This window comes from Pseudidiomarina piscicola, from assembly GCF_902806985.1.
GTDB lineage: Bacteria > Pseudomonadota > Gammaproteobacteria > Enterobacterales > Alteromonadaceae > Pseudidiomarina > Pseudidiomarina piscicola.
Window position 1 is genome coordinate 380,409 of record NZ_CADCXY010000001.1, and the last position, 18,446, is coordinate 398,854.

Sequence of the window (18,446 nt, forward strand, 5' to 3'; positions counted from 1 at the left end):
GAGCCATGCAGCAACTCACATTGCAGCAGTTAGCATCGGTGATCGATGCGGATATTGTCGGTGATGAGCAACAGCTCATCACCGGAGTTGCAACACTTGCCTCGGCTCAGTCGGGGCAAATTGCATTTTTAGCGAACGAAAAATACCGCTCACAACTCGACACGACAAAGGCCAGCGCTATTATCGTGGCGCCGGGTATCGCGTTGCCCGAGGGCTTGTCGGCGCTAGTAACGAAAAACCCCTATGCCGGTTTTGCTAAAATTGCGCAACAACTAGATACCACACCACGCTCTGCCGAGGGAATTGACCCGTCGGCGCAAATCGCCTCATCGGCCACGCTTGGCAAGAATGTATCCGTTGGCCCGTTAACCATTATTTCTGAGCACGCAGTGATTGGCGATAATGTGCAAATTGGCGCGAGCTGCTTCATTGGTCCCGGCGTGCACATTCAAGCCGAAACAAAGCTTTGGCAACAAGTTGTGATCTACCATAACTGTGAAATCGGCAAAAACTGCCTTATTCACAGCGGGGCAGTGATCGGGGCTGATGGTTTTGGTTGGGCAAATGAAGCTGGTAAATGGATCAAAATTCCACAGTTAGGTCGCGTAATTATTCATGACCGTGTTGATATTGGTGCAAGTACCACTATCGATCGCGGCGCTCTTGATGACACTATTATTAGTAGTGGCTGCATTATTGATAATCAATGCCAAATTGCCCACAACGTCTTCATCGATGAAGACACAGCCATAGCTGGCTGCACCGTGCTGGCAGGAAGCTGTCGTATTGGGAAACGTTGCCTGATTGGTGGTGCAACCGCCATTAATGGCCACATCGAAGTGTGTGATGACGTACAAATTAGCGGCTTCTCGATGGTTATCAAAGGTATTACCGAGCCCGGCGTTTATGCCTCCGGAATTCCTGCTGCGCCACACCGAGAGTGGCGCCGTAATGGCGCGCGCTATCGTCAATTAGACGATTTGTTCAAGCGTGTGAAGAAAATCGAGACTAAACTTAGCGATTAAATTTGGGAATTGGAGAATTAACTTTGTCTGCTTCTGACTCAGCCTTTAATATTCACGAAGTGATGCGTTTATTACCTCACCGCTACCCGTTCTTACTGGTAGACAAAGTGGTAAGTTGTGACGCAGAAAGCAAAATTCATGCGGTGAAAAATGTCACCGTAAATGAAAATTTATTTACCGGACACTTTCCAGACAACCCAATATTTCCAGGTGTTTTAATCCTTGAAGCGCTTGCGCAAGCGGCAGGGCTATTGGGCTTTAAAATCACTGAAAGCAAGCCCGGTGCCAATGATCTATACTTGTTTGCAGGTGTTGATAATGCACGTTTCAAGCGACAAGTTTTGCCGGGTGACAGTATGGATTTACACGTCACGTTTGAGAAAGAACGTCGCGGCATTTGGGTGTTCAAAGGTCGCGCGGAAGTTGACGGTGAGCTGGCGTGTAGCGCCGATATCATTTGTGCAAGAAGAGAAACTAAGTGATTCATCCTACAGCAATAATTGATAAAACAGCGGTTATTGGCAAGAACGTAGAGATCGGGCCTTATTCGATTATTGGCGCTGATGTTGTCATCGGTGATGATTGTTGGATTGGTCCTCACGTAGTGCTCAAAGGCCCTACGGTGATGGGCAAGGGCAATAAGATCTTTCAGTTTGCCTCAGTGGGTGAAGACTGCCAAGACAAAAAGTACAATGGTGAACCGACGCGTCTCGAGATTGGCGATAACAACGTTATTCGTGAATCGGTGACCATTCACCGAGGTACAGTTCAAGACCAGAGTCTTACGAAAATTGGCAGTAATAACTTGCTGATGGCCTACGTGCATGTTGCCCATGACTGTATGGTTGGTGACAATATAATTCTCGCTAACAATACTACCTTGGCGGGCCATGTTCATGTTGGTGACTGGGCGATTTTAGGTGGTTTTACTGGTGTGCATCAGTTTTGCCATATCGGCGAACATGCGTTCACGGCGGTTAGTTCGGTGGTCGTGCAAGATATCCCTCCGTTTATCATGGCCCAAGGCCACAACGCAGTACCTCGCACTATCAACGGCGAAGGTTTGAAGCGTCGTGGTTTTAGCCAAGACCAAGTGATGACGATTAAACGCGCCTTTAAAACCCTTTATCGTAAGGGCTTAACGGTCGACCAAGCGGTGCAGGAAATGCAGAGTTGGCAAGCGAGTGAACTCGAGAGCTTTATCCATTTTGTACAACATAGTTCGCGCGGCATTATTCGCTAACTTATGAGCGCTGAAACTCCTTTATTGGTTGCTGTGATCGCCGGCGAGCATTCCGGCGATCTGCTTGGTGCTGGCGTACTGCGTGAGCTAAAACAACGCCATCCACAGGTTGAGTTTATCGGAGTCGGTGGCCCGTTGATGGAAGCCGAAGGCCTTCGTAGTATCGTACCCATGGACGACTTAGCAGTGATGGGTATCGCCGAAGTGTTGGGCCGACTACGAACCTTACTAAAACACCGTAAACAGCTGATAGAAACCTTCATTGAGCGTCAACCACAGGTATTTATTGGTATTGATGCACCAGACTTTAATCTGCCCATTGCCAAACGTTTAAAAGCCTTAGGCATTCCCACCATGCACTACGTAAGTCCGAGTGTTTGGGCGTGGCGACAAGGGCGTATCAAAGGCATTAAAGAAAGTGTCGATCATGTATTGTGCTTGCTGCCTTTTGAAAAAGAGTTTTATGACCGCCATCAATTGCCAGCAACATTCGTAGGCCACCCTCTAGCTGATGCAATTCCGTTGCATTGGAGCAAAGAAGAAGCACGCGACGAGTTGCAACTGGAAACGACTGCAGGGCAATCCATTATTGCTTTGTTGCCGGGGAGTCGTGCGGGCGAAGTGGGTCGTTTGGGGCCTATTTTTTTACGCGCCGCCGAAGCGTATTGGCAGCGTCATCCCGAGACTCTATTTATTAGCCCGATGATTTCGACTGCGCGTGCCGAGCAGTTTCGACAGCTCCAACAAGAGTTAGTGCCAGAACTACCGCTAAAACTCATAGCGGGGCAGTCGCGTACGGCCATGGCGGCAGCGGACGGGTTATTACTTACCTCGGGCACCGTCACCTTAGAAGCGATGTTAATTAAACGACCGATGGTGGTTGCGTATCGCTTCAATTGGTTGAGTTATCAGATTATTCGCCGAATGTTTAAAGCGGCCTTTTTTAGCTTACCTAATCTACTCGCGGGTCGAGAGTTAGTTCCCGAACTCTTACAAGGCGATGTGAACCCAGCACAGCTGGTCGCGGCATTAGAGTCGCAACTAACCGCAGCCGACCAGGGCTCGCTGATTGAAACCTTTTTAGAGTTGCATAAAGGCTTGCAACTTGCCGCCGACAAAGTAAGTGCCGAGGTCGCACTGGAGTTGGCATCATGTGAAGAACGTTCGATTGAATAGAACGTTACTACCCAATTTTCGAACTCTTCATTCAAGTTAGATCTAGCTATACTCATGTTTCATGAACTTAAAGAGGTGAAACATGGGACTTTTAGTCGACGGTAAATGGCAAGATAAATGGTATGACACTGACAAAAGTGATGGCCACTTTGAGCGCAGTGCAGCCCAATTTCGCAATTTTCTAAGCAACGATCCTGATGCGGAATTTCCAGCCGAATCTGGACGCTATCATTTGTACGTTTCTTATGCCTGTCCATGGGCTCATCGAACGCTTATTTTTCGTAAGCTTAAAGGCCTAGAAGAGCATATTTCCGTGTCTGCAGTTGAGCCGCTGATGTTGGAAAATGGCTGGGAGTTTGGTGCCAATGAGCTTAGTGATCCGTTGTATGAAAATGACTTCATGTATCAGTTATACCTCCGAGCAGATCCCAATTATAGTGGTCGCGTAACGGTACCGGTGTTGTGGGACAAGGAAAAACAGACCATTGTCAGTAATGAGTCGGCCGATATTATTCGCATGCTAAATAGTGCTTTTAACGACATCACTGGCAATACCTTAGACTTTTACCCTGAACACCAGCGTACGACCATCGATCGTATTAACGAGCAGGTGTATGACACTATTAATAACGGCGTGTACAAGTGCGGGTTCGCAACACGGCAGAAGGCTTATGAGGAAGCCTATCAGGCATTGTTCGCAAGTCTAGATGAGCTGGAACAGCGGCTAAGTAAACAACGCTTTTTAGCAGGTGACCAAGTAACCGAGGCCGATTGGCGTTTATTTACCACTTTGGTCCGTTTCGATGCTGTGTATTACAGTCATTTCAAAACCAATGCGCGGCGTATCGTCGATTACCCAGCCTTGTGGGACTATTTGCGCGCGTTGTATCAAGTGCCAGGTGTTGCTGACACGGTAGTGATGGGGCATATCAAAACCCATTATTATGCTAGCCATACCATGATTAATCCGACACAGATTATTCCGCAGGGGCCTGAGCTTGATTTTAATGCACCACATCAACGAGGAGAGGTGCTATGAGTGTGATTTTAAGTCGTCATAGAGGAATGCCTGCGCAAGATGGTGCGGGAGTGAAGCTGACGCGAGTTGTGAACCAACCGAACTTGGGCTATCAAGACCCCTTTTTGATGCTGGATGAGTTTCGTTCAGATGACGCGAATGATTACATTGCGGGCTTTCCAGCGCATCCACACCGTGGGTTTGTAACCCTAACGTACATGCTCGCTGGGCAAATGGAACATAAAGACTCGGTCGGCAATACCGGCCTAGTGAGTGGCGGCGGTGCGCAATGGATGAAAGCTGCGCGCGGGATTATTCATGCCGAAATGCCTCATCAAACTGATGGGCTTATGTGGGGCTTTCAAATCTGGATAAACTTGCCAGCGGAAGACAAGATGGCCGATGCCGAGTGGGCTGATTACCCAGCGCAGCAGATCCCTGAGTGGCAGTCAGAGAATGTCACGGTGCGCGTGGTCGCCGGTGATCTAAGCGTTGATAAAGAGGCGTTTAAGGGGCCAGTACAGCAACCTAAACAACAATTGCAGATACTTGATGTCCGTTTTGCTGGGCAGGGGCAGTTTAGGTATAGCGGTTTGGAGCAGGCCACTCGTATGGCTTACATCTACCAAGGTAACGTTAGTATTAATCAGCAGCAAGTCAGTCGCGGTGAACTGGTTCGATTAGAGCCACATGCAGAGTTGCTTTTTAGTGCCACGGAAGACGCCGGACTCCTATTACTTTCAGGGCGTCCGATCGGTGAACCCATTGCCCAGTACGGGCCTTTTGTTATGAATACAGAAAGTGAAATAGAACAAGCGATACGCGACTATCAAAATGGTACACTCACCGACTAAAGCAATGAAGTTATGCTAGCGATAGACGAGGAGTGTTTATGCCGAAAACTGCAATCGGGTACATTGTTGAGCAGGGGCGTCCCGTCGCCACTGAATTTGAACTTGCCACGCCGCAGGTTGATGAGGTCGTCATTGAGGTAAGTCATAGCGGTATTAACCGTGCCGACTTGTCTCAGTTGGCGGGGCATTACCCACCACCAGCCGGCGCGTCTGATCGTTTAGGGCTTGAAGCCAGTGGTCGCGTGATTGCGGTAGGCCCCGCGGTAAGCCGCTTGCAAGTCGGTGATGAAGTGTGTGCTTTGCTCGCTGCTGGGGGCTATGCAAGCCATGTGGTGGTGAGCGAGCAACAAGTTGCAAAGCTACCACAGGGAATTAGCCTAGAGCAGGGCGCCGCCATCTGTGAAGCCTATGCAACGGCTTGGTATAACTTATACGAAATTGCAGCGCTGCAGCCGAAGGAGCGATTGTTAATGCACGCAGGGGCGAGCTCTGTCGGTTTGGCAGCTGTGCAATTAGCCGCGCAGTCCGGCAACAAAGTGTTCGTAACTGCCGGTAGTGATGAAAAGCTTGCCCTGTGTAAAGAACTCGGTGCCGATGCCGGTTGGAACCGCCATCAAGGCCCATTCGTTGAAGCAGTGAAAGGCTGGGGTGGCGCCGATGTCATTATTGATCCTGTTGCGGGTGATTATTTAGCGGCTGATCAGCAGGTATTGAATCTCGATGGTCGTATTGTGGTGCTAGGCTTGATGGGCGGCCGAGACGCACAACTTGATGCCGCACGCTTATTGATGAAACGCCAGCGCATTCAAGGAAGTACATTACGAAGTCAATCGTTAACAGTGAAAGGCCGTTTAATGCGAGCGCTTGAGCAAAATGTCTGGCCGTTACTTAGTAAAGGCACATGTCAGGCACGCGTCGAGCAGGTGTATCCGATAGCTGATGTTGCCGTGGCGCTACAACAACTGGCCGAGAACAAAACCATGGGTAAATTGGTATTAGCTTGGTAAGAAATGGTGGAGGGGGCAGGATTCGAACCTGCGAAGGCTGAGCCGTCAGATTTACAGTCTGATCCCTTTGGCCACTCGGGAACCCCTCCACGAAGACGCCGCATCATAGCAGATTGAGGCTTACTGTAAACCCCGCTATGATGAAAGCTTAGGTATTTTTCGCTGTACTCAAACAGGTTGCTTACTTTGTCGACATCCACTGCTGAATTAATCAACACCTTCTTGGAGCGCTTATGGCTTAAACAAGGGGTGAGTCAACACACGTCGTCGGCGTATGGCACCGATTTAAAAAAGTTTTATCAGTTTCTACTTGAGTACCAAGGCGAAGCGGCTGATTTACTGCAGGTTGAGACTGAAGCCATCGAAAATTATCTGTTGTGGCGGCGGCAGCAAGGTCTTTCGCCACGCAGTACAGCGCGCGCACTGAGTGCGCTGAAAAAGTTTTACAACTATGCAGTGAAAGAGCGTTGGTGCTCGGTCGACCCAACCACGCGTTTACGGCAACCCAAGCAGCCCCAATCGATTCCCCATAGCTTGGCTGAAAGCGAAGTTGAAGCGCTACTAGCGGCACCTGACTTAGATGATCCCGTGCAGTTGCGCGATCGAGCGATGCTAGAAGTGCTTTATGCGACAGGTTTACGCGTGACCGAATTGGTGCAACTCAACTTCAGTCAAGTCTCGATGCAACAAGAGTTGGTACGAGTGATAGGTAAGGGCAACAAAGAGCGTTTGGTACCCCTTGGCGAGTCTGCGTTAGAGTTATTACAGCAGTATCAGCAGCATGGGCGCCCGGCGTTAAGCCAAAAGAATTCGGATTTTGTATTTATCACGCGCCGCGGCGGGCCTTTGACGCGCCAAGCTTTTTGGCATCGTATTAAATATTATGCGCAGCGCGCCGATATCCGTTCACACTTATCGCCACACACGTTGCGCCATGCATTTGCCACCCATTTATTGAACCATGGCGCCGACTTGCGTGTTTTGCAGATGTTGTTAGGCCACAGCGATCTATCAACCACGCAGATCTACACCCATGTCGCCCGAGAGCGCTTACAGCAACTTCATGCAAGCCATCATCCACGGGCTTAAAAAGGCTGCAGTAGCTGCAGTTTCACGATAGACTGAGTGCTAATATCTGACGCCATTAATTTTAGGATCCTTATGAAACCAATGCTTGTAATTGCCAGTGTGATTGGCCTATTGGCTTGTAGCCCACAGGGTACAGCGCAAAATGATGCAAATTTGAATACCGCACATTTGGAACGTATGGGCTTTGTTGTTGAGTCGGCTGACGAGTCATCGATCGCAGGCGTTTACGAAGTGATCACCGACCAAGGTTTGGTCTACGTCACCGCTGATGGTAAAACGCTGATTGGCGGACGACTTTACGATATTACGGGTGATGAGCCGGTAAATGTCAGTGAAGTCGCAATTCAAGACATGCGCCGCAATGATCTAGCGCAAATTGTTGATGAGACCATTTACTATAAAGCCGATAATGAAGACTTTGTGATCACTGTGTTTACGGACCCAACCTGTGGTTATTGCCGACAGTTGCATTCCAACCTTCAGCAGTATCATGATGTCGGTATTTCAGTGCGCTACTTGGGGTGGCCACGAATGGGGCTGCAAGGTGAAGGCTACGAACAGCTGAAAGCTATTTGGTGTGCAGATGATAAAGCTGCGGCCCTGACCGCAGCAAAAAATGATCAACCGCTGTCGCAGCGTAGCTGTGATCATCCCGTCGACCGTCACTTCGCTCTTGGGAGTAAGTTCGGCATTCGCGGCACGCCAGCGATTGTGCTGCCTTCAGGTGAAATGCTTCCTGGCCTAGTACCGGCTCAGCGTTTATTAGGTCAACTCGAAAACGGACAATAAGTTAGGGTTAAAGTGACAGAATCCACAGTCGAAATTCAACGGCGCCCAGATGTTGATATGGGGCGCTTGCCCACGGATATGCCCGAGATACTGCGCCAGATTTTGGCCCGTCGCGGGGTAACTGAACAACAGCATCTAGACCTACGCGTTCAACATCTGCCACATTTTGCTCAGTTGCATGATTGTGAAAAAGCTGCCGAGCGAATTTTAGAGGCCATAATTGCGCAGCAGGGCATCTGTATTTGCGGTGATTTTGATGCCGACGGTGCCACCTCAACAGCTCTGATGATATCGGTACTTAAAGCGATGGGAGCTCAGCGCGTAAGCTATTGTGTGCCGAATCGCTTCAGTGACGGTTATGGTTTATCACCGAATGTGGTGAAGGCTGCTGAACAGCAAGGTGCAGATTTATTAATCACCGTCGATAGTGGTATTTCTTGTCATGCTGGCGTACTTGCAGCAAATGCAGCTGGCTTAGATGTGATTGTGACGGATCACCATTTAGCCGGCGCTGAGTTACCGCCAGCCTATGCCATTGTGAATCCGAATCAACCCGCTTGCGCGTTCCCTAGTAAATCGATTGCAGGGGTTGGGGTTGCGTTTTATGTGTTGTTAGGGATTCGCGCGGCGGCACGCGCACGACAACATCGCGCCGCTGACGTGAATTTAGCGCAATGGTTGGATCTGGTCGCGTTAGGTACCGTTGCCGATGTGGTCAAGCTCGATGGTGTGAATCGCATTCTCGTGCAGCAAGGGTTACAACGTATTCGTAACGGTTACTGTCGCCCCGGAATTCAAGCTCTACTCACCGTGACGCAGCGCGATGCGGCCCGCATACAAGCAAGTGATTTTGGCTTTGCTCTGGCGCCGCGAATCAATGCTGCAGGTCGGTTGGATGACATGGGGCTCGGTATTGAATGTTTACTTAGCGAAAGTGACCAACAGGCCGAGCAGTTTGCGCAACAACTCAACGAACTAAACGGTCAACGTCGAGAAATTGAATCCGAAATGCGCGAGAGTGCGGCTCAGTACGTTACCCAGCTAAAATTAGATAGCGTAGAACTTCCGGCATTATTAGTTCTACATGAAGAGAGTTGGCATCAAGGTGTGATTGGAATCGTTGCGGGGCGCGTAAAAGAACAATTTCATCGGCCTACAATTACCTTTGCTCGCGGTGACGACGGTTTATTAAAAGGCTCAGCGCGTTCGATTCCGGGCTTACATATGCGTGATTTGTTGGAGCGCGTTCATAGCCTTGAACCAGATTTAATCACGCGTTTTGGTGGCCATGCCATGGCCGCTGGACTATCGCTGCCCGAAGCACACTTACCACGGTTTCGCGAGTGCGCTGAGCAAGTGGCGCGCGAATGGTTAGTGGAAGAAGATCTTAAGCGTCAGATCTGGAGTGACGGAGAGCTCGATGGTTCGTGTTTTAGCGTGCCTTTTGTTGAACAGTTAGAGCGTCTTGGCCCCTGGGGACAAGGGTTTCCAGAACCAGCTTTTGATGGGGTATTTAGCTTAGTACAGCAACGAATAGTTGGGGCCAAGCATTTAAAACTAGTGCTGCAAACAAACGACGGTATTACGGTGGATGCCATCGCATTTAACGTTGACCTTACTCGTTGGCCGAATTTAGCCATTCAACAGGCAAAACTGGTTTATAAACTGCAATTAAATCACTTCCGCGGGCGTACCAATGTGCAACTGTTGGTGGAGCATTTAGAGCCTTTACGGTAAAATGCCGCCCTTTGCATTTATCAACGGACGAGCTGAGACGCATTATGTTTGAAACCAATGCCACTTATGTCGCTATAAAAGAGATGCGCGAACGCAGTGAAGCGCTTCGGGGGTATCTTTGACTATGCTCAAAAAGTTGAGCGTTTAGAAGAGGTTACTCGTGAATTGGAAGATCCTAATGTATGGGATGATCAGGAGCGTGCGCAGTCGTTAGGTAAAGAACGCGCCAGTTTAGATGAGGTTGTTTCGACCTTAGAGCAACTGGCACAAGGCCTTGAAGATGTCGAAGGTCTGGTCGATTTAGCCGTTGAAGCGGAAGACGAAGCGACCTACAACGAAGCCGTTGACGAACTAAAGCAATTAGAACAGCAGTTGGCGAAACTTGAATTTCGCCGCATGTTTTCAGGCGACCAAGATGCCTCTGACTGTTACTTAGACATTCAAGCAGGCTCTGGCGGTACTGAAGCCCAAGACTGGGCTAATATGCTGTTGCGGATGTATTTGCGTTGGGCTGAGAGTCACGAATTTAAAGCCGAAATTACCGAGCTTTCAGAAGGTGATGTTGCGGGTATTAAGTCCGCGACCGTTCGAGTTCCGGGAGACTACGCCTACGGTTGGCTGCGCACTGAAACTGGGGTGCACCGATTGGTTCGTAAATCTCCGTTTGACTCTGGTAATCGCCGACATACGTCATTTGCATCGGTGTTTGTGTACCCGGAAATTGATGACTCGATAGAAATTGATATCAACCCAGCAGATTTGCGGGTGGATACCTATCGAGCATCGGGTGCTGGTGGTCAGCACGTTAACCGAACCGACTCGGCAATTCGGATCACCCACGAACCTACAGGTATTGTGGTGCAGTGTCAGAGTGACCGGTCACAACATAAGAACCGTGACGCAGCCATGAAACAGCTACGCGCTAAGCTTTACGAGTTTGAACTGCAAAAACAGTTAACCGAAAAGCAAGCGCTGGAAGATAGTAAATCAGATATTGGTTGGGGCAGCCAGATCCGTTCCTATGTTCTTGATGACGCGCGCATTAAAGACTTACGTACCGGTATCGAAAACCGTAACACCCAAGCCGTGCTTGATGGCGCGCTGGACCCTTTTATTGAAGCAAGCTTGAAGTCAGGCCTGTAAGTATAGATTTTGAGAAACGAGAAACAATAGGACTTTAACCATGAGCGAGAAAACGCAAAGCAATGACGTTGTTGATGTTAACGAACAAATTGCACAGCGAAAGGCCAAATTAAAAGCTTTGCGTGAGCGGGGCGTTGCGTTTCCAAACGACTTTCGTCGCGAACACCTTGCTGCTGAGTTACATGCGGAGTTTGATGACGCCGACAAAGAAGAGCTAGCAAGCAAAGGAATTCGGGTTGCTGTAGCTGGTCGCATGATGACACGGCGTATCATGGGTAAAGCGAGCTTTGCGACGATCAAAGACATGTCAGGCCAGATCCAACTTTATGTGGCACGCGATAACTTGGCTGAAGGTTTTTATAATCAAGAATTCAAGAAATGGGATCTGGGCGATATTGTCGGCGCTACAGGCACGCTATTTATTACCGGTACCGGTGAACTAAGTGTTCAGGTCGACGATGTACGCTTATTGACAAAAGCTTTGCGTCCATTGCCCGATAAGTTTCACGGCCTTGCTGATCAAGAAACACGTTATCGTCAAAGATACCTTGACCTCATCGCAAACGATAGCTCACGGCGTACATTTATGGTGCGCTCGAAAGTAGTTGAATATATTCGTCGCTTTTTAAGTGAGCAGCAATTTTTAGAAGTTGAAACGCCGATGATGCAAACGATTCCTGGTGGCGCGGCGGCTCGACCTTTCGCCACGCATCACAATGCCTTAGATATGGAATTGTATTTGCGTATTGCACCGGAGTTGTTCCTTAAACGTTTAGTGGTGGGCGGTTTTGAAAAAGTATTCGAAATTAATCGTAACTTCCGCAATGAAGGGCTTTCGACTCGCCATAACCCAGAATTCACCATGTTGGAGTTCTATTGGGCTTATGCAGACTATCAGGACTTGATGGATCTGACCGAGAAAATGTTGCGTGGCATGACCGAAGAAATCTTAGGCTCGAGCACCTTTACGAGTGAAAATGTTGAGTATGACTTTAGTCAGCCGTTTACCCGAATCACGGTAAACGAAGCGATTTTGCAACATTTGCCGAGCGCTTCAGCTGAGCAATTAGCGACGCTTGAAAAAGCTACCGAGTTAGCGCAAAGCGTTGGTATAGAAGTGAAGAAGAACTGGGGGCTCGGCAAGGTACAAATTGAAATATTTGAAGCCGTTGCCGAACATAAGTTGATTCAACCCACTTTTATTACTGCTTATCCAGCGGAAGTGTCGCCACTGGCCCGTCGTAACGATAACGACCCGCATGTAACCGACCGCTTTGAATTCTTTGTTGGTGGGCGTGAGCTGGCAAATGGCTTCTCGGAGCTAAATGATGCGGAAGATCAAGCAGAGCGTTTTCAGCATCAAGTAGAGCAAAAAGAAGCCGGTGACGACGAAGCGATGTTTTATGATGAAGATTATATTACGGCGCTTGAACATGGCTTACCACCAACCGCAGGTGAAGGTATTGGCATCGACCGTTTGGTGATGTTGTTAACCGACTCACCGTCGATTCGAGACGTACTGTTATTCCCACACATGCGCCCGCGTCAGGACTAAGTAACTGAGTAAAGTGTATGTTTTAAAAGGCCCGTCAGGGCCTTTTTTTATAGGGCGGTTAGTTTCAGCCGCTAGGCCTGAAGAGCTTGTAGGAAGTCGTCGAGCAGTTCTTGTTTATCTTCAATACCAACGGATAAACGCAATAAATCATTAGGGCAGGGGGTAGCTGGGCCCTCAATACTTGCGCGATGTTCGATCAGGCTCTCGACCCCACCCAGCGAGGTAGCTCGCTTCCATAGCTTGGTACGGGCCGCGACGCCAATCGCCGCAGTTTCACCTGCTTTGAGGCGCACCGACAGCATGCCGCCAAAGCCGCCCACCATTTGCCGCTTTGCCACGTCATGACCGGCAAAAGACTGCAGCCCAGGATAGAGAACTTCAAGTACATCGCTGTGTTGCTCAAGCTGTTCAGCGATGAATTGTGCATTGTGACAAGACTCTCGAACACGTAAATGCATGGTACGCATGCCTCGCAACAGCTGAGCGGCATCGTGCGGACTAGCGACAGCACCTGCTTGTGCTCGCACTTGGCGAATACGCTGCCAATAAGCATCGTCACGCGCGGCAATCAGGGCGCCAGCGATGACATCCGAATGGCCGTTTAAGTACTTAGTTGCTGAGTGCATAACAATATCTGCACCAAGCTTTATAGGCTGGGTAAGCAGTGGTGTGGCACAGGTAGAATCAACCGCCACTTGTGCACCCGCTTGATGAGCTAACTGGCAAATTGCCGCGATATCACTTATGCACCATAACGGGTTCCCGGGCGTCTCTAACCAGACCAACTTGGTTTGACCTTGGCGCAGGTGCTGCTGCACCTTGTGCAACTGGGTCATGTCGACAAATTCAATGTCTAAGCCCCAATCACTGGCGAAGGTGAGCAGCCAGTTTCGTAATGCCCAATACATGACCTTGGGAGCAAGCACATGGTCACCGGGTCTTAAGCCTTGAAACACTGCGGTGGCGGCGGCCATACCGGAACCAAATAAAAGCGCCTGATGACCTTGTTCTAACTCGCAAATCAAGGCTTCAACGGGTTCGTAAGTGGGGTTGTCGGCCCGCGAATAAACGCGACCTGTGGGGTAGCTGTTGTCAGCGCCTCGCAGGTAAGTCGTGGCAACGTGAATAGGCGGCACGACCGCTTGGGTTTGTTGATCGATACGACCGAGCGATTGCGCTAACGCAGTCGCTGCCGAATAGGCGTAATTAGAGGAAGATTTAGAGCTGCCAGACATCGCATGTTCTCGCCGGTTAGAGATCACAAAGAGAGCTAGAGTATACAACTAGAAGGCACTTGAAAAGAGCAAAAAAAAACGCATCGCTATGAGGCGATGCGCTTGGCTTGCTTGCGTTGACACAGCCGGAGCTGCGGCAAAAAGCATTATTCGTGATCGTGGTTACCGTCTGCGTGCACGTGACCGTGTTCCAATTCAGTTGGATCAGCATCACGAACTTCAACAACTTCTACGTCAAAGTTTAGCGCAGCACCTGCTAATGGGTGATTGCCATCAACAGTCACTTGGTCATCGTTAACTTCTACGATAACAACAGATTGTTCACCGTGGTCCGTGCTAGCACGGAACTGCATACCTGGCTCAACTGGGTTGTCGCCAAACAAGTTGCGCGGTACGGTTTGGATCAAACCGTCGTGACGCTCGCCGTAAGCATTTTCAGGGTCGATGTCTGCGGTGAATTTGTCGCCTTCGCTTTTGCCAGCAAGTGCGTCTTCAAGACCTTTGATCAGCATACCGCGACCGAAGATAAACTGTAACGGTTGGCCTTCTTTTGATTGGTCAAGCGTTTGTCCTTCGGTGGTTTTCACGGTGTAGTGAATGCCGACAACTTTGTCTTGGCTAATGGTTTGAGTCATGATTCATCCAATTTATAGGGCAGTGGGTAAATTTCCAAGAGACTCGCGTCATCACCTTTAATGCGAAGTCGCGTAGTACTTTCGAGATCGCTCGGAAGTACCGCTAACACATCAAGATGTTGGTCAGCACGGCTCACTGCATTTATTACCGTGCCTGCACGTCGCCAGTTTTCACCGAGTTGCCGCTCAACAGTCGCTCCTGTTGAAACTTGCTCACCGTGTCCGCTGAGGCGAAAGAGTGCACGCTTTTGCTTGCCCAAATATTTCATTCGGGCTACCGTCTCTTGGCCGATATAGCATCCCTTACTAAAACTTATGCCGCCTAGGGCCTGAAGATTCAGCATCTGGGGAACGAATTCTTGTATTGTACCTGAAAAGAGGGTCGCTCGGCCACGTTCGATTTCCAAAGCCTGCCAGTAGCGGACGTCGGAATTGGTCGGTAGTTGCTCGCCATAGTTCAGGCACAAGTATTGATCTGGATGCCCACCTAAGCTCAGTACTTCGGCGCTATCGGTATGCGTCACCTGCATTGATTCTGCCTCAGCAAGAGGGCTATCAAGTAGCTCGGCTAACCGCCCAGGCGCCGCAGTACCGAACACGCCGACTAACTGAAAATCGGCGCTGGCATCACGTATCTCTACTTTACTAAAGACACCATATTTCTGAAGTTGGTTTAACGATGCTTCTAGCGCTGGCTTCGACGTCACTATAAGTACGCCATCAGCGTGTCGCAAGATCCGAAATAGGCTCAGAGTTTTGCCTTTATTGTCACAGTGTGCGCCATGCAGCCACTGACTATCGTCTAGTTCTGCCATGTCACAGGTAAACTGGCCCTGTAGAAACTTGTCAGTATCTGCACCAGTAACCTGAATAATTCCGTGATCATCAAGTGAAACTGTTACGTATTCCGGTGGAGCTTTGGTAAACTCTGTCGTTAACACAATCAACCTCGTCTTTTCGTGTCCATGACAACTAGGTGGGGATAGATTTTTAATATACAAGGGGCGCAATTCAATCCTATGCAAAAGTTACAACAAAACGCAGAAACTTTACGCGATAAAAATCGGTTACGTTGGGCCTGCCGCCGCGGCATGCTTGAGTTAGATGTGTTGTTTATGCCCTTTGTTGAAGAGGCATACGATGATCTCGATGAACAGCAACAGGCGGCATTTCGGCGTCTACTGACGTGTGATGATCCAGATTTATTTGCGTGGTTTATGGGCCATCAAAAATGTGAAGACGCTGAATTGAAAGCCATGGTTGATTACATTTTGAGCCGAGTTAAAGTCTAAGTGTGGCTGTGTTGCCAGCGACCGTGGCTCTGGTGTGGCCTTAAACCTTCGGTATGGGCGCTGGATCCTTTGCAGCAACAACTGCTGCGGCTCGACACATTTGCATTATGGCGGCTACAGCGGCCGCGTTATATTTTTCTTTGCCCATGGTTTATTGCGGTACGCTTTGAACAGGTGTATTGCGGTAAGCTAAAGCGAGAACCACAGTGGTGGTTCTGCTGTAAATATTGGATCGACGGGCAAGCGTTTGCCCGTTGTCGTCGTTTATTCCTGGCTTGGCGCGAGAATTGAAGGTGTTGGGGTGGCGCTTTGTTCGGGGAAGTCGAGATTGTAATGTAAACCACGACTTTCTTTGCGGGCCATCGCTGAACGCACAATAAGCTCGGCAACTTGCACCAAATTTCTTAACTCTAATAAGTTATTGCTGACCTTAAAGTTGCTGTAATAGTCGTGGATCTCTTGCTGCAATAACTCAATGCGGCGCAGTGCTCGTTCGAGTCGTTTAGTGGTACGAACAATTCCCACGTAGTCCCACATGAACAGACGTAATTCATGCCAGTTATGCTGAATGACCACTTCTTCATCTGAGTTGCTGACTTTACTTTCGTCCCAAGCTGGCAAATCAAGATGCAACTCGACGTTGTCGAGGTGTTGGCATATATCTGCTGCGGCAGCTCGAGCGAATACCACGCACTCAAGTAATGAGTTACTAGCCATTCGATTCGCACCATGGAGACCGGTATAGGCCACTTCGCCGATAGCATAAAGGTGGGTAAGGTCCGTTTGTGCATTGAGATCGGTCATTACACCACCACAGGTGTAGTGTGCTGCGGGCACAACGGGCATGGGTTGCTGGGTAATATCAAGCCCTAAACTCATGCACTTGTCGTAAATAGTGGGGAAGTGTTCACGGACAAACTCCGCGGGTTGTTGAGAAATATCAAGATACATGCAGTCAGCGCCAAGCCGTTTCATTTCATAGTCGATGGCGCGGGCTACCACATCACGCGGTGCTAATTCGGCCGCAGTGTGAAAATCGGGCATAAACCGGCTGCCATCAGGGCGTTTCAACACTGCCCCCTCACCGCGCAATGCTTCGGTGAGAAGAAAAGAATGAGCATTAGGGTGAAACAGGCAGGTTGGATGGAATTGATTGAATTCCATATTTGCCACTCGGCATCCTGCACGCCATGCCATTGCAATACCATCCCCTGAAGCAACGTCGGGATTCGAGGTGTACTGATACACTTTGCTTGCGCCACCCGTGGCTAAGGCAACAAATTTGGCAGCAACAGTTTCCACTCGCTCGGCGGCGCGGTTCCAAATATAAGCGCCGTAAACCTTAGGCTCTTTAAGCGTCTGCCGGCTGGTAATGAGGTCAACGGCGTTATAGCGTTCTAACACCTGTATATTCGGATGCTGTTTCACTTGACCAACCAGCGTGGTTTGCACCGCTTTACCGGTGGCATCGGCGGCATGTAAAATACGTCTGTGGCTGTGGCCACCTTCTTGATTGAGATGGAACTTTGACGCACTATCGGCAGCATCGACGCGATCAAAACCAACACCCAAGTCGATCAGCCATTGTAAACTTTTACGAGCATTAGAGGTGGTAAAGGCGACGGCTTCAGGGTCGCATAGACCCGCACCGGCTACCAACGTATCTTGAATGTGGCTTTCAATGCTATCATCTTCATCGAAGACGGCCGCAATACCGCCTTGGGCATAATAGGTCGAGCCTTCGGTGAGCGGGCCTTTGGAAAGCACCAAGACCTTGGCGTGGTCGGCAAGGTGTAAGGCTAACGTAAGGCCGGCGGCACCACTGCCAATGATGAGTACGTCGCATTGATAATCGATAACTGGTTGCATAAAGTAGGTAGCTTATAGAGCGCAACGCGCTGTTTTTACGAACGGAATAGCAGCGATTTTACTCTTTTAGAATTTTTTTGCGAACTTTTTACCAAGGCTTGGGTCTGAATCTGCACAAAGAGAATTTTGCATGCTTGGGCCTAGTTCGCAGTACAAGATATGGGTTGAGGAGAACAGGCTCAGATGAGCGAACAAGATACTGATAAAGCCCTGGTACTGCGAGTACAGCAGGGCGACCAACAAGCTTTCGATCTGTTGGTAAAAAAATATCAGCACAAAGTAATGAGCCTGATTTCACGTTATGTCAAACAGGCAGCAGATGTTCCAGATGTGGCTCAGGAAGCTTTCATAAAAGCTTATCGAGCAATAGGGAACTTTCGTGGCGATAGTGCGTTCTACACATGGTTGTACCGCATTGCTGTGAATACTGCGAAAAACTATCTGGTGTCACAAGGGCGTAAGCCTCCGGCATCTGATGTTGATGCTGAAGAAGCAGACTATTACGAAGGAGCAGGTGCACTTCGTGATTCGGCTTCACCGGAAAGCTTGTTGTTAACTGATGAGATTCGCGACGTGGTTATGCGAACCATCGAAACATTACCTGAAGATTTGCGTAGAGCAATCACTCTACGTGAGATTGAGGGGCTGGGGTACGAAGAAATTGCAATCGAGATGGATTGCCCAATTGGTACGGTGCGTTCACGCATCTTCCGGGCTCGAGAAGCAATCGACGCGCAGTTACACCCTTTATTAGAGCGCTAAAAGTTAAAGGAAACCTT

Annotated in this window: 18 protein-coding genes and 1 tRNA gene; 14 read left to right on the forward strand and 5 right to left on the reverse strand. The window is 49.3% G+C overall.

The features are described from left to right. Positions 1-5 precede the first annotated feature (5 nt). The 7 genes from lpxD (at position 6) to PSI9734_RS02015 (ending at position 6,323) form a co-directional block, all read left to right on the forward strand. Positions 6-1,025: a UDP-3-O-(3-hydroxymyristoyl)glucosamine N-acyltransferase gene (lpxD, locus tag PSI9734_RS01985; RefSeq protein WP_173919434.1), complete on the forward strand. Its 1,020-nt coding sequence runs from the start codon at positions 6-8 to the stop codon at positions 1,023-1,025. Between the two features lie 23 nt (positions 1,026-1,048). Further along, a complete protein-coding gene (gene fabZ, locus PSI9734_RS01990; RefSeq protein ID WP_173919435.1) occupies positions 1,049-1,507 on the forward strand; it encodes a 3-hydroxyacyl-ACP dehydratase FabZ in 459 nt (152 codons plus the stop codon). Continuing rightward, entirely contained in the window at positions 1,504-2,268 is a 765-nt protein-coding gene (gene lpxA, locus PSI9734_RS01995) for an acyl-ACP--UDP-N-acetylglucosamine O-acyltransferase (protein WP_173919436.1), read from the forward strand. The genes fabZ and lpxA overlap by 4 nt, the downstream gene beginning before the upstream one ends. Before the next feature lie 3 nt (positions 2,269-2,271). Further along, entirely contained in the window at positions 2,272-3,444 is a 1,173-nt protein-coding gene (lpxB, locus tag PSI9734_RS02000) for a lipid-A-disaccharide synthase (protein WP_173919437.1), read from the forward strand. 82 nt (positions 3,445-3,526) lie between these two features. Then, positions 3,527-4,483 carry a glutathione S-transferase family protein gene (locus PSI9734_RS02005; RefSeq protein ID WP_173919438.1) on the forward strand — a complete coding sequence of 319 codons (957 nt, stop codon included), beginning with the start codon at positions 3,527-3,529 and terminating at the stop codon, positions 4,481-4,483. Then, positions 4,480-5,316 (forward strand): pirin family protein, encoded by an 837-nt coding sequence (locus PSI9734_RS02010; protein WP_173919439.1) that lies wholly within the window; start codon positions 4,480-4,482, stop codon positions 5,314-5,316. The genes PSI9734_RS02005 and PSI9734_RS02010 overlap by 4 nt, the downstream gene beginning before the upstream one ends. 38 nt (positions 5,317-5,354) lie before the next feature. Next, positions 5,355-6,323 (forward strand): NAD(P)H-quinone oxidoreductase, encoded by a 969-nt coding sequence (locus tag PSI9734_RS02015; RefSeq protein WP_173919440.1) that lies wholly within the window; start codon positions 5,355-5,357, stop codon positions 6,321-6,323. A gap of 4 nt (positions 6,324-6,327) precedes the next feature. Here the strand turns inward: PSI9734_RS02015 and PSI9734_RS02020 are convergent. After that, positions 6,328-6,412 (reverse strand) — tRNA-Tyr (locus PSI9734_RS02020). 88 nt (positions 6,413-6,500) lie between these two features. Here PSI9734_RS02020 and xerD point away from each other — a divergent pair. The 5 genes from xerD (at position 6,501) to lysS (ending at position 12,636) form a co-directional block, all read left to right on the forward strand. Further along, positions 6,501-7,412 (forward strand): site-specific tyrosine recombinase XerD, encoded by a 912-nt coding sequence (gene xerD / locus PSI9734_RS02025; protein ID WP_173919441.1) that lies wholly within the window; start codon positions 6,501-6,503, stop codon positions 7,410-7,412. Positions 7,413-7,484: 72 nt separating this feature from the next. Further along, complete coding sequence (dsbC, locus tag PSI9734_RS02030; protein ID WP_173919442.1) at positions 7,485-8,201, forward strand: bifunctional protein-disulfide isomerase/oxidoreductase DsbC; 717 nt, start codon at positions 7,485-7,487, stop codon at positions 8,199-8,201. Between the two features lie 57 nt (positions 8,202-8,258). Next, a complete protein-coding gene (gene recJ, locus PSI9734_RS02035) occupies positions 8,259-9,938 on the forward strand; it encodes a single-stranded-DNA-specific exonuclease RecJ (protein WP_173919958.1) in 1,680 nt (559 codons plus the stop codon). 44 nt (positions 9,939-9,982) lie between these two features. Further along, positions 9,983-11,081, forward strand: a protein-coding gene (gene prfB / locus PSI9734_RS02040) for a peptide chain release factor 2 (protein ID WP_173919443.1) whose coding sequence is annotated in 2 segments (ribosomal slippage) — positions 9,983-10,057 and positions 10,059-11,081 — 1,098 coding nt in all. Because the reading frame shifts where the segments join, the coding sequence is not laid out codon by codon here. 40 nt (positions 11,082-11,121) lie between these two features. After that, on the forward strand, positions 11,122-12,636 hold the full coding sequence (gene lysS, locus PSI9734_RS02045) for a lysine--tRNA ligase (RefSeq protein WP_173919444.1): 1,515 nt from the start codon (positions 11,122-11,124) through the stop codon (positions 12,634-12,636). 71 nt (positions 12,637-12,707) lie between these two features. Here lysS and PSI9734_RS02050 read toward each other — a convergent pair whose 3' ends face one another. The 3 genes from PSI9734_RS02050 to ygfZ form a co-directional block, all read right to left on the reverse strand. Continuing rightward, complete coding sequence (locus PSI9734_RS02050) at positions 12,708-13,871, reverse strand: trans-sulfuration enzyme family protein (protein ID WP_173919445.1); 1,164 nt, start codon at positions 13,869-13,871, stop codon at positions 12,708-12,710. 146 nt (positions 13,872-14,017) lie between these two features. Further along, positions 14,018-14,506, reverse strand: coding sequence for an FKBP-type peptidyl-prolyl cis-trans isomerase (locus PSI9734_RS02055; protein WP_173919446.1), 489 nt, complete (start codon positions 14,504-14,506; stop codon positions 14,018-14,020). Continuing rightward, positions 14,503-15,447: a tRNA-modifying protein YgfZ gene (gene ygfZ / locus PSI9734_RS02060; protein ID WP_246194682.1), complete on the reverse strand. Its 945-nt coding sequence runs from the start codon at positions 15,445-15,447 to the stop codon at positions 14,503-14,505. The genes PSI9734_RS02055 and ygfZ overlap by 4 nt, the downstream gene beginning before the upstream one ends. Positions 15,448-15,525: 78 nt before the next feature. Between ygfZ and PSI9734_RS02065 the strand changes: the two genes are divergently transcribed. Next, positions 15,526-15,798: an FAD assembly factor SdhE gene (locus tag PSI9734_RS02065; protein WP_173919448.1), complete on the forward strand. Its 273-nt coding sequence runs from the start codon at positions 15,526-15,528 to the stop codon at positions 15,796-15,798. A 264-nt stretch (positions 15,799-16,062) separates the two neighbouring features. Here PSI9734_RS02065 and nadB read toward each other — a convergent pair whose 3' ends face one another. After that, the gene (gene nadB, locus PSI9734_RS02070) at positions 16,063-17,667 is read right to left on the reverse strand and encodes an L-aspartate oxidase (protein WP_173919449.1); all 1,605 of its coding nucleotides are present in this window, start codon (positions 17,665-17,667) and stop codon (positions 16,063-16,065) included. Between the two features lie 183 nt (positions 17,668-17,850). Between nadB and rpoE the strand changes: the two genes are divergently transcribed. Next, positions 17,851-18,429, forward strand: coding sequence for an RNA polymerase sigma factor RpoE (gene rpoE, locus PSI9734_RS02075; protein ID WP_173919450.1), 579 nt, complete (start codon positions 17,851-17,853; stop codon positions 18,427-18,429). The last annotated feature ends 17 nt before the right edge of the window (positions 18,430-18,446 follow it).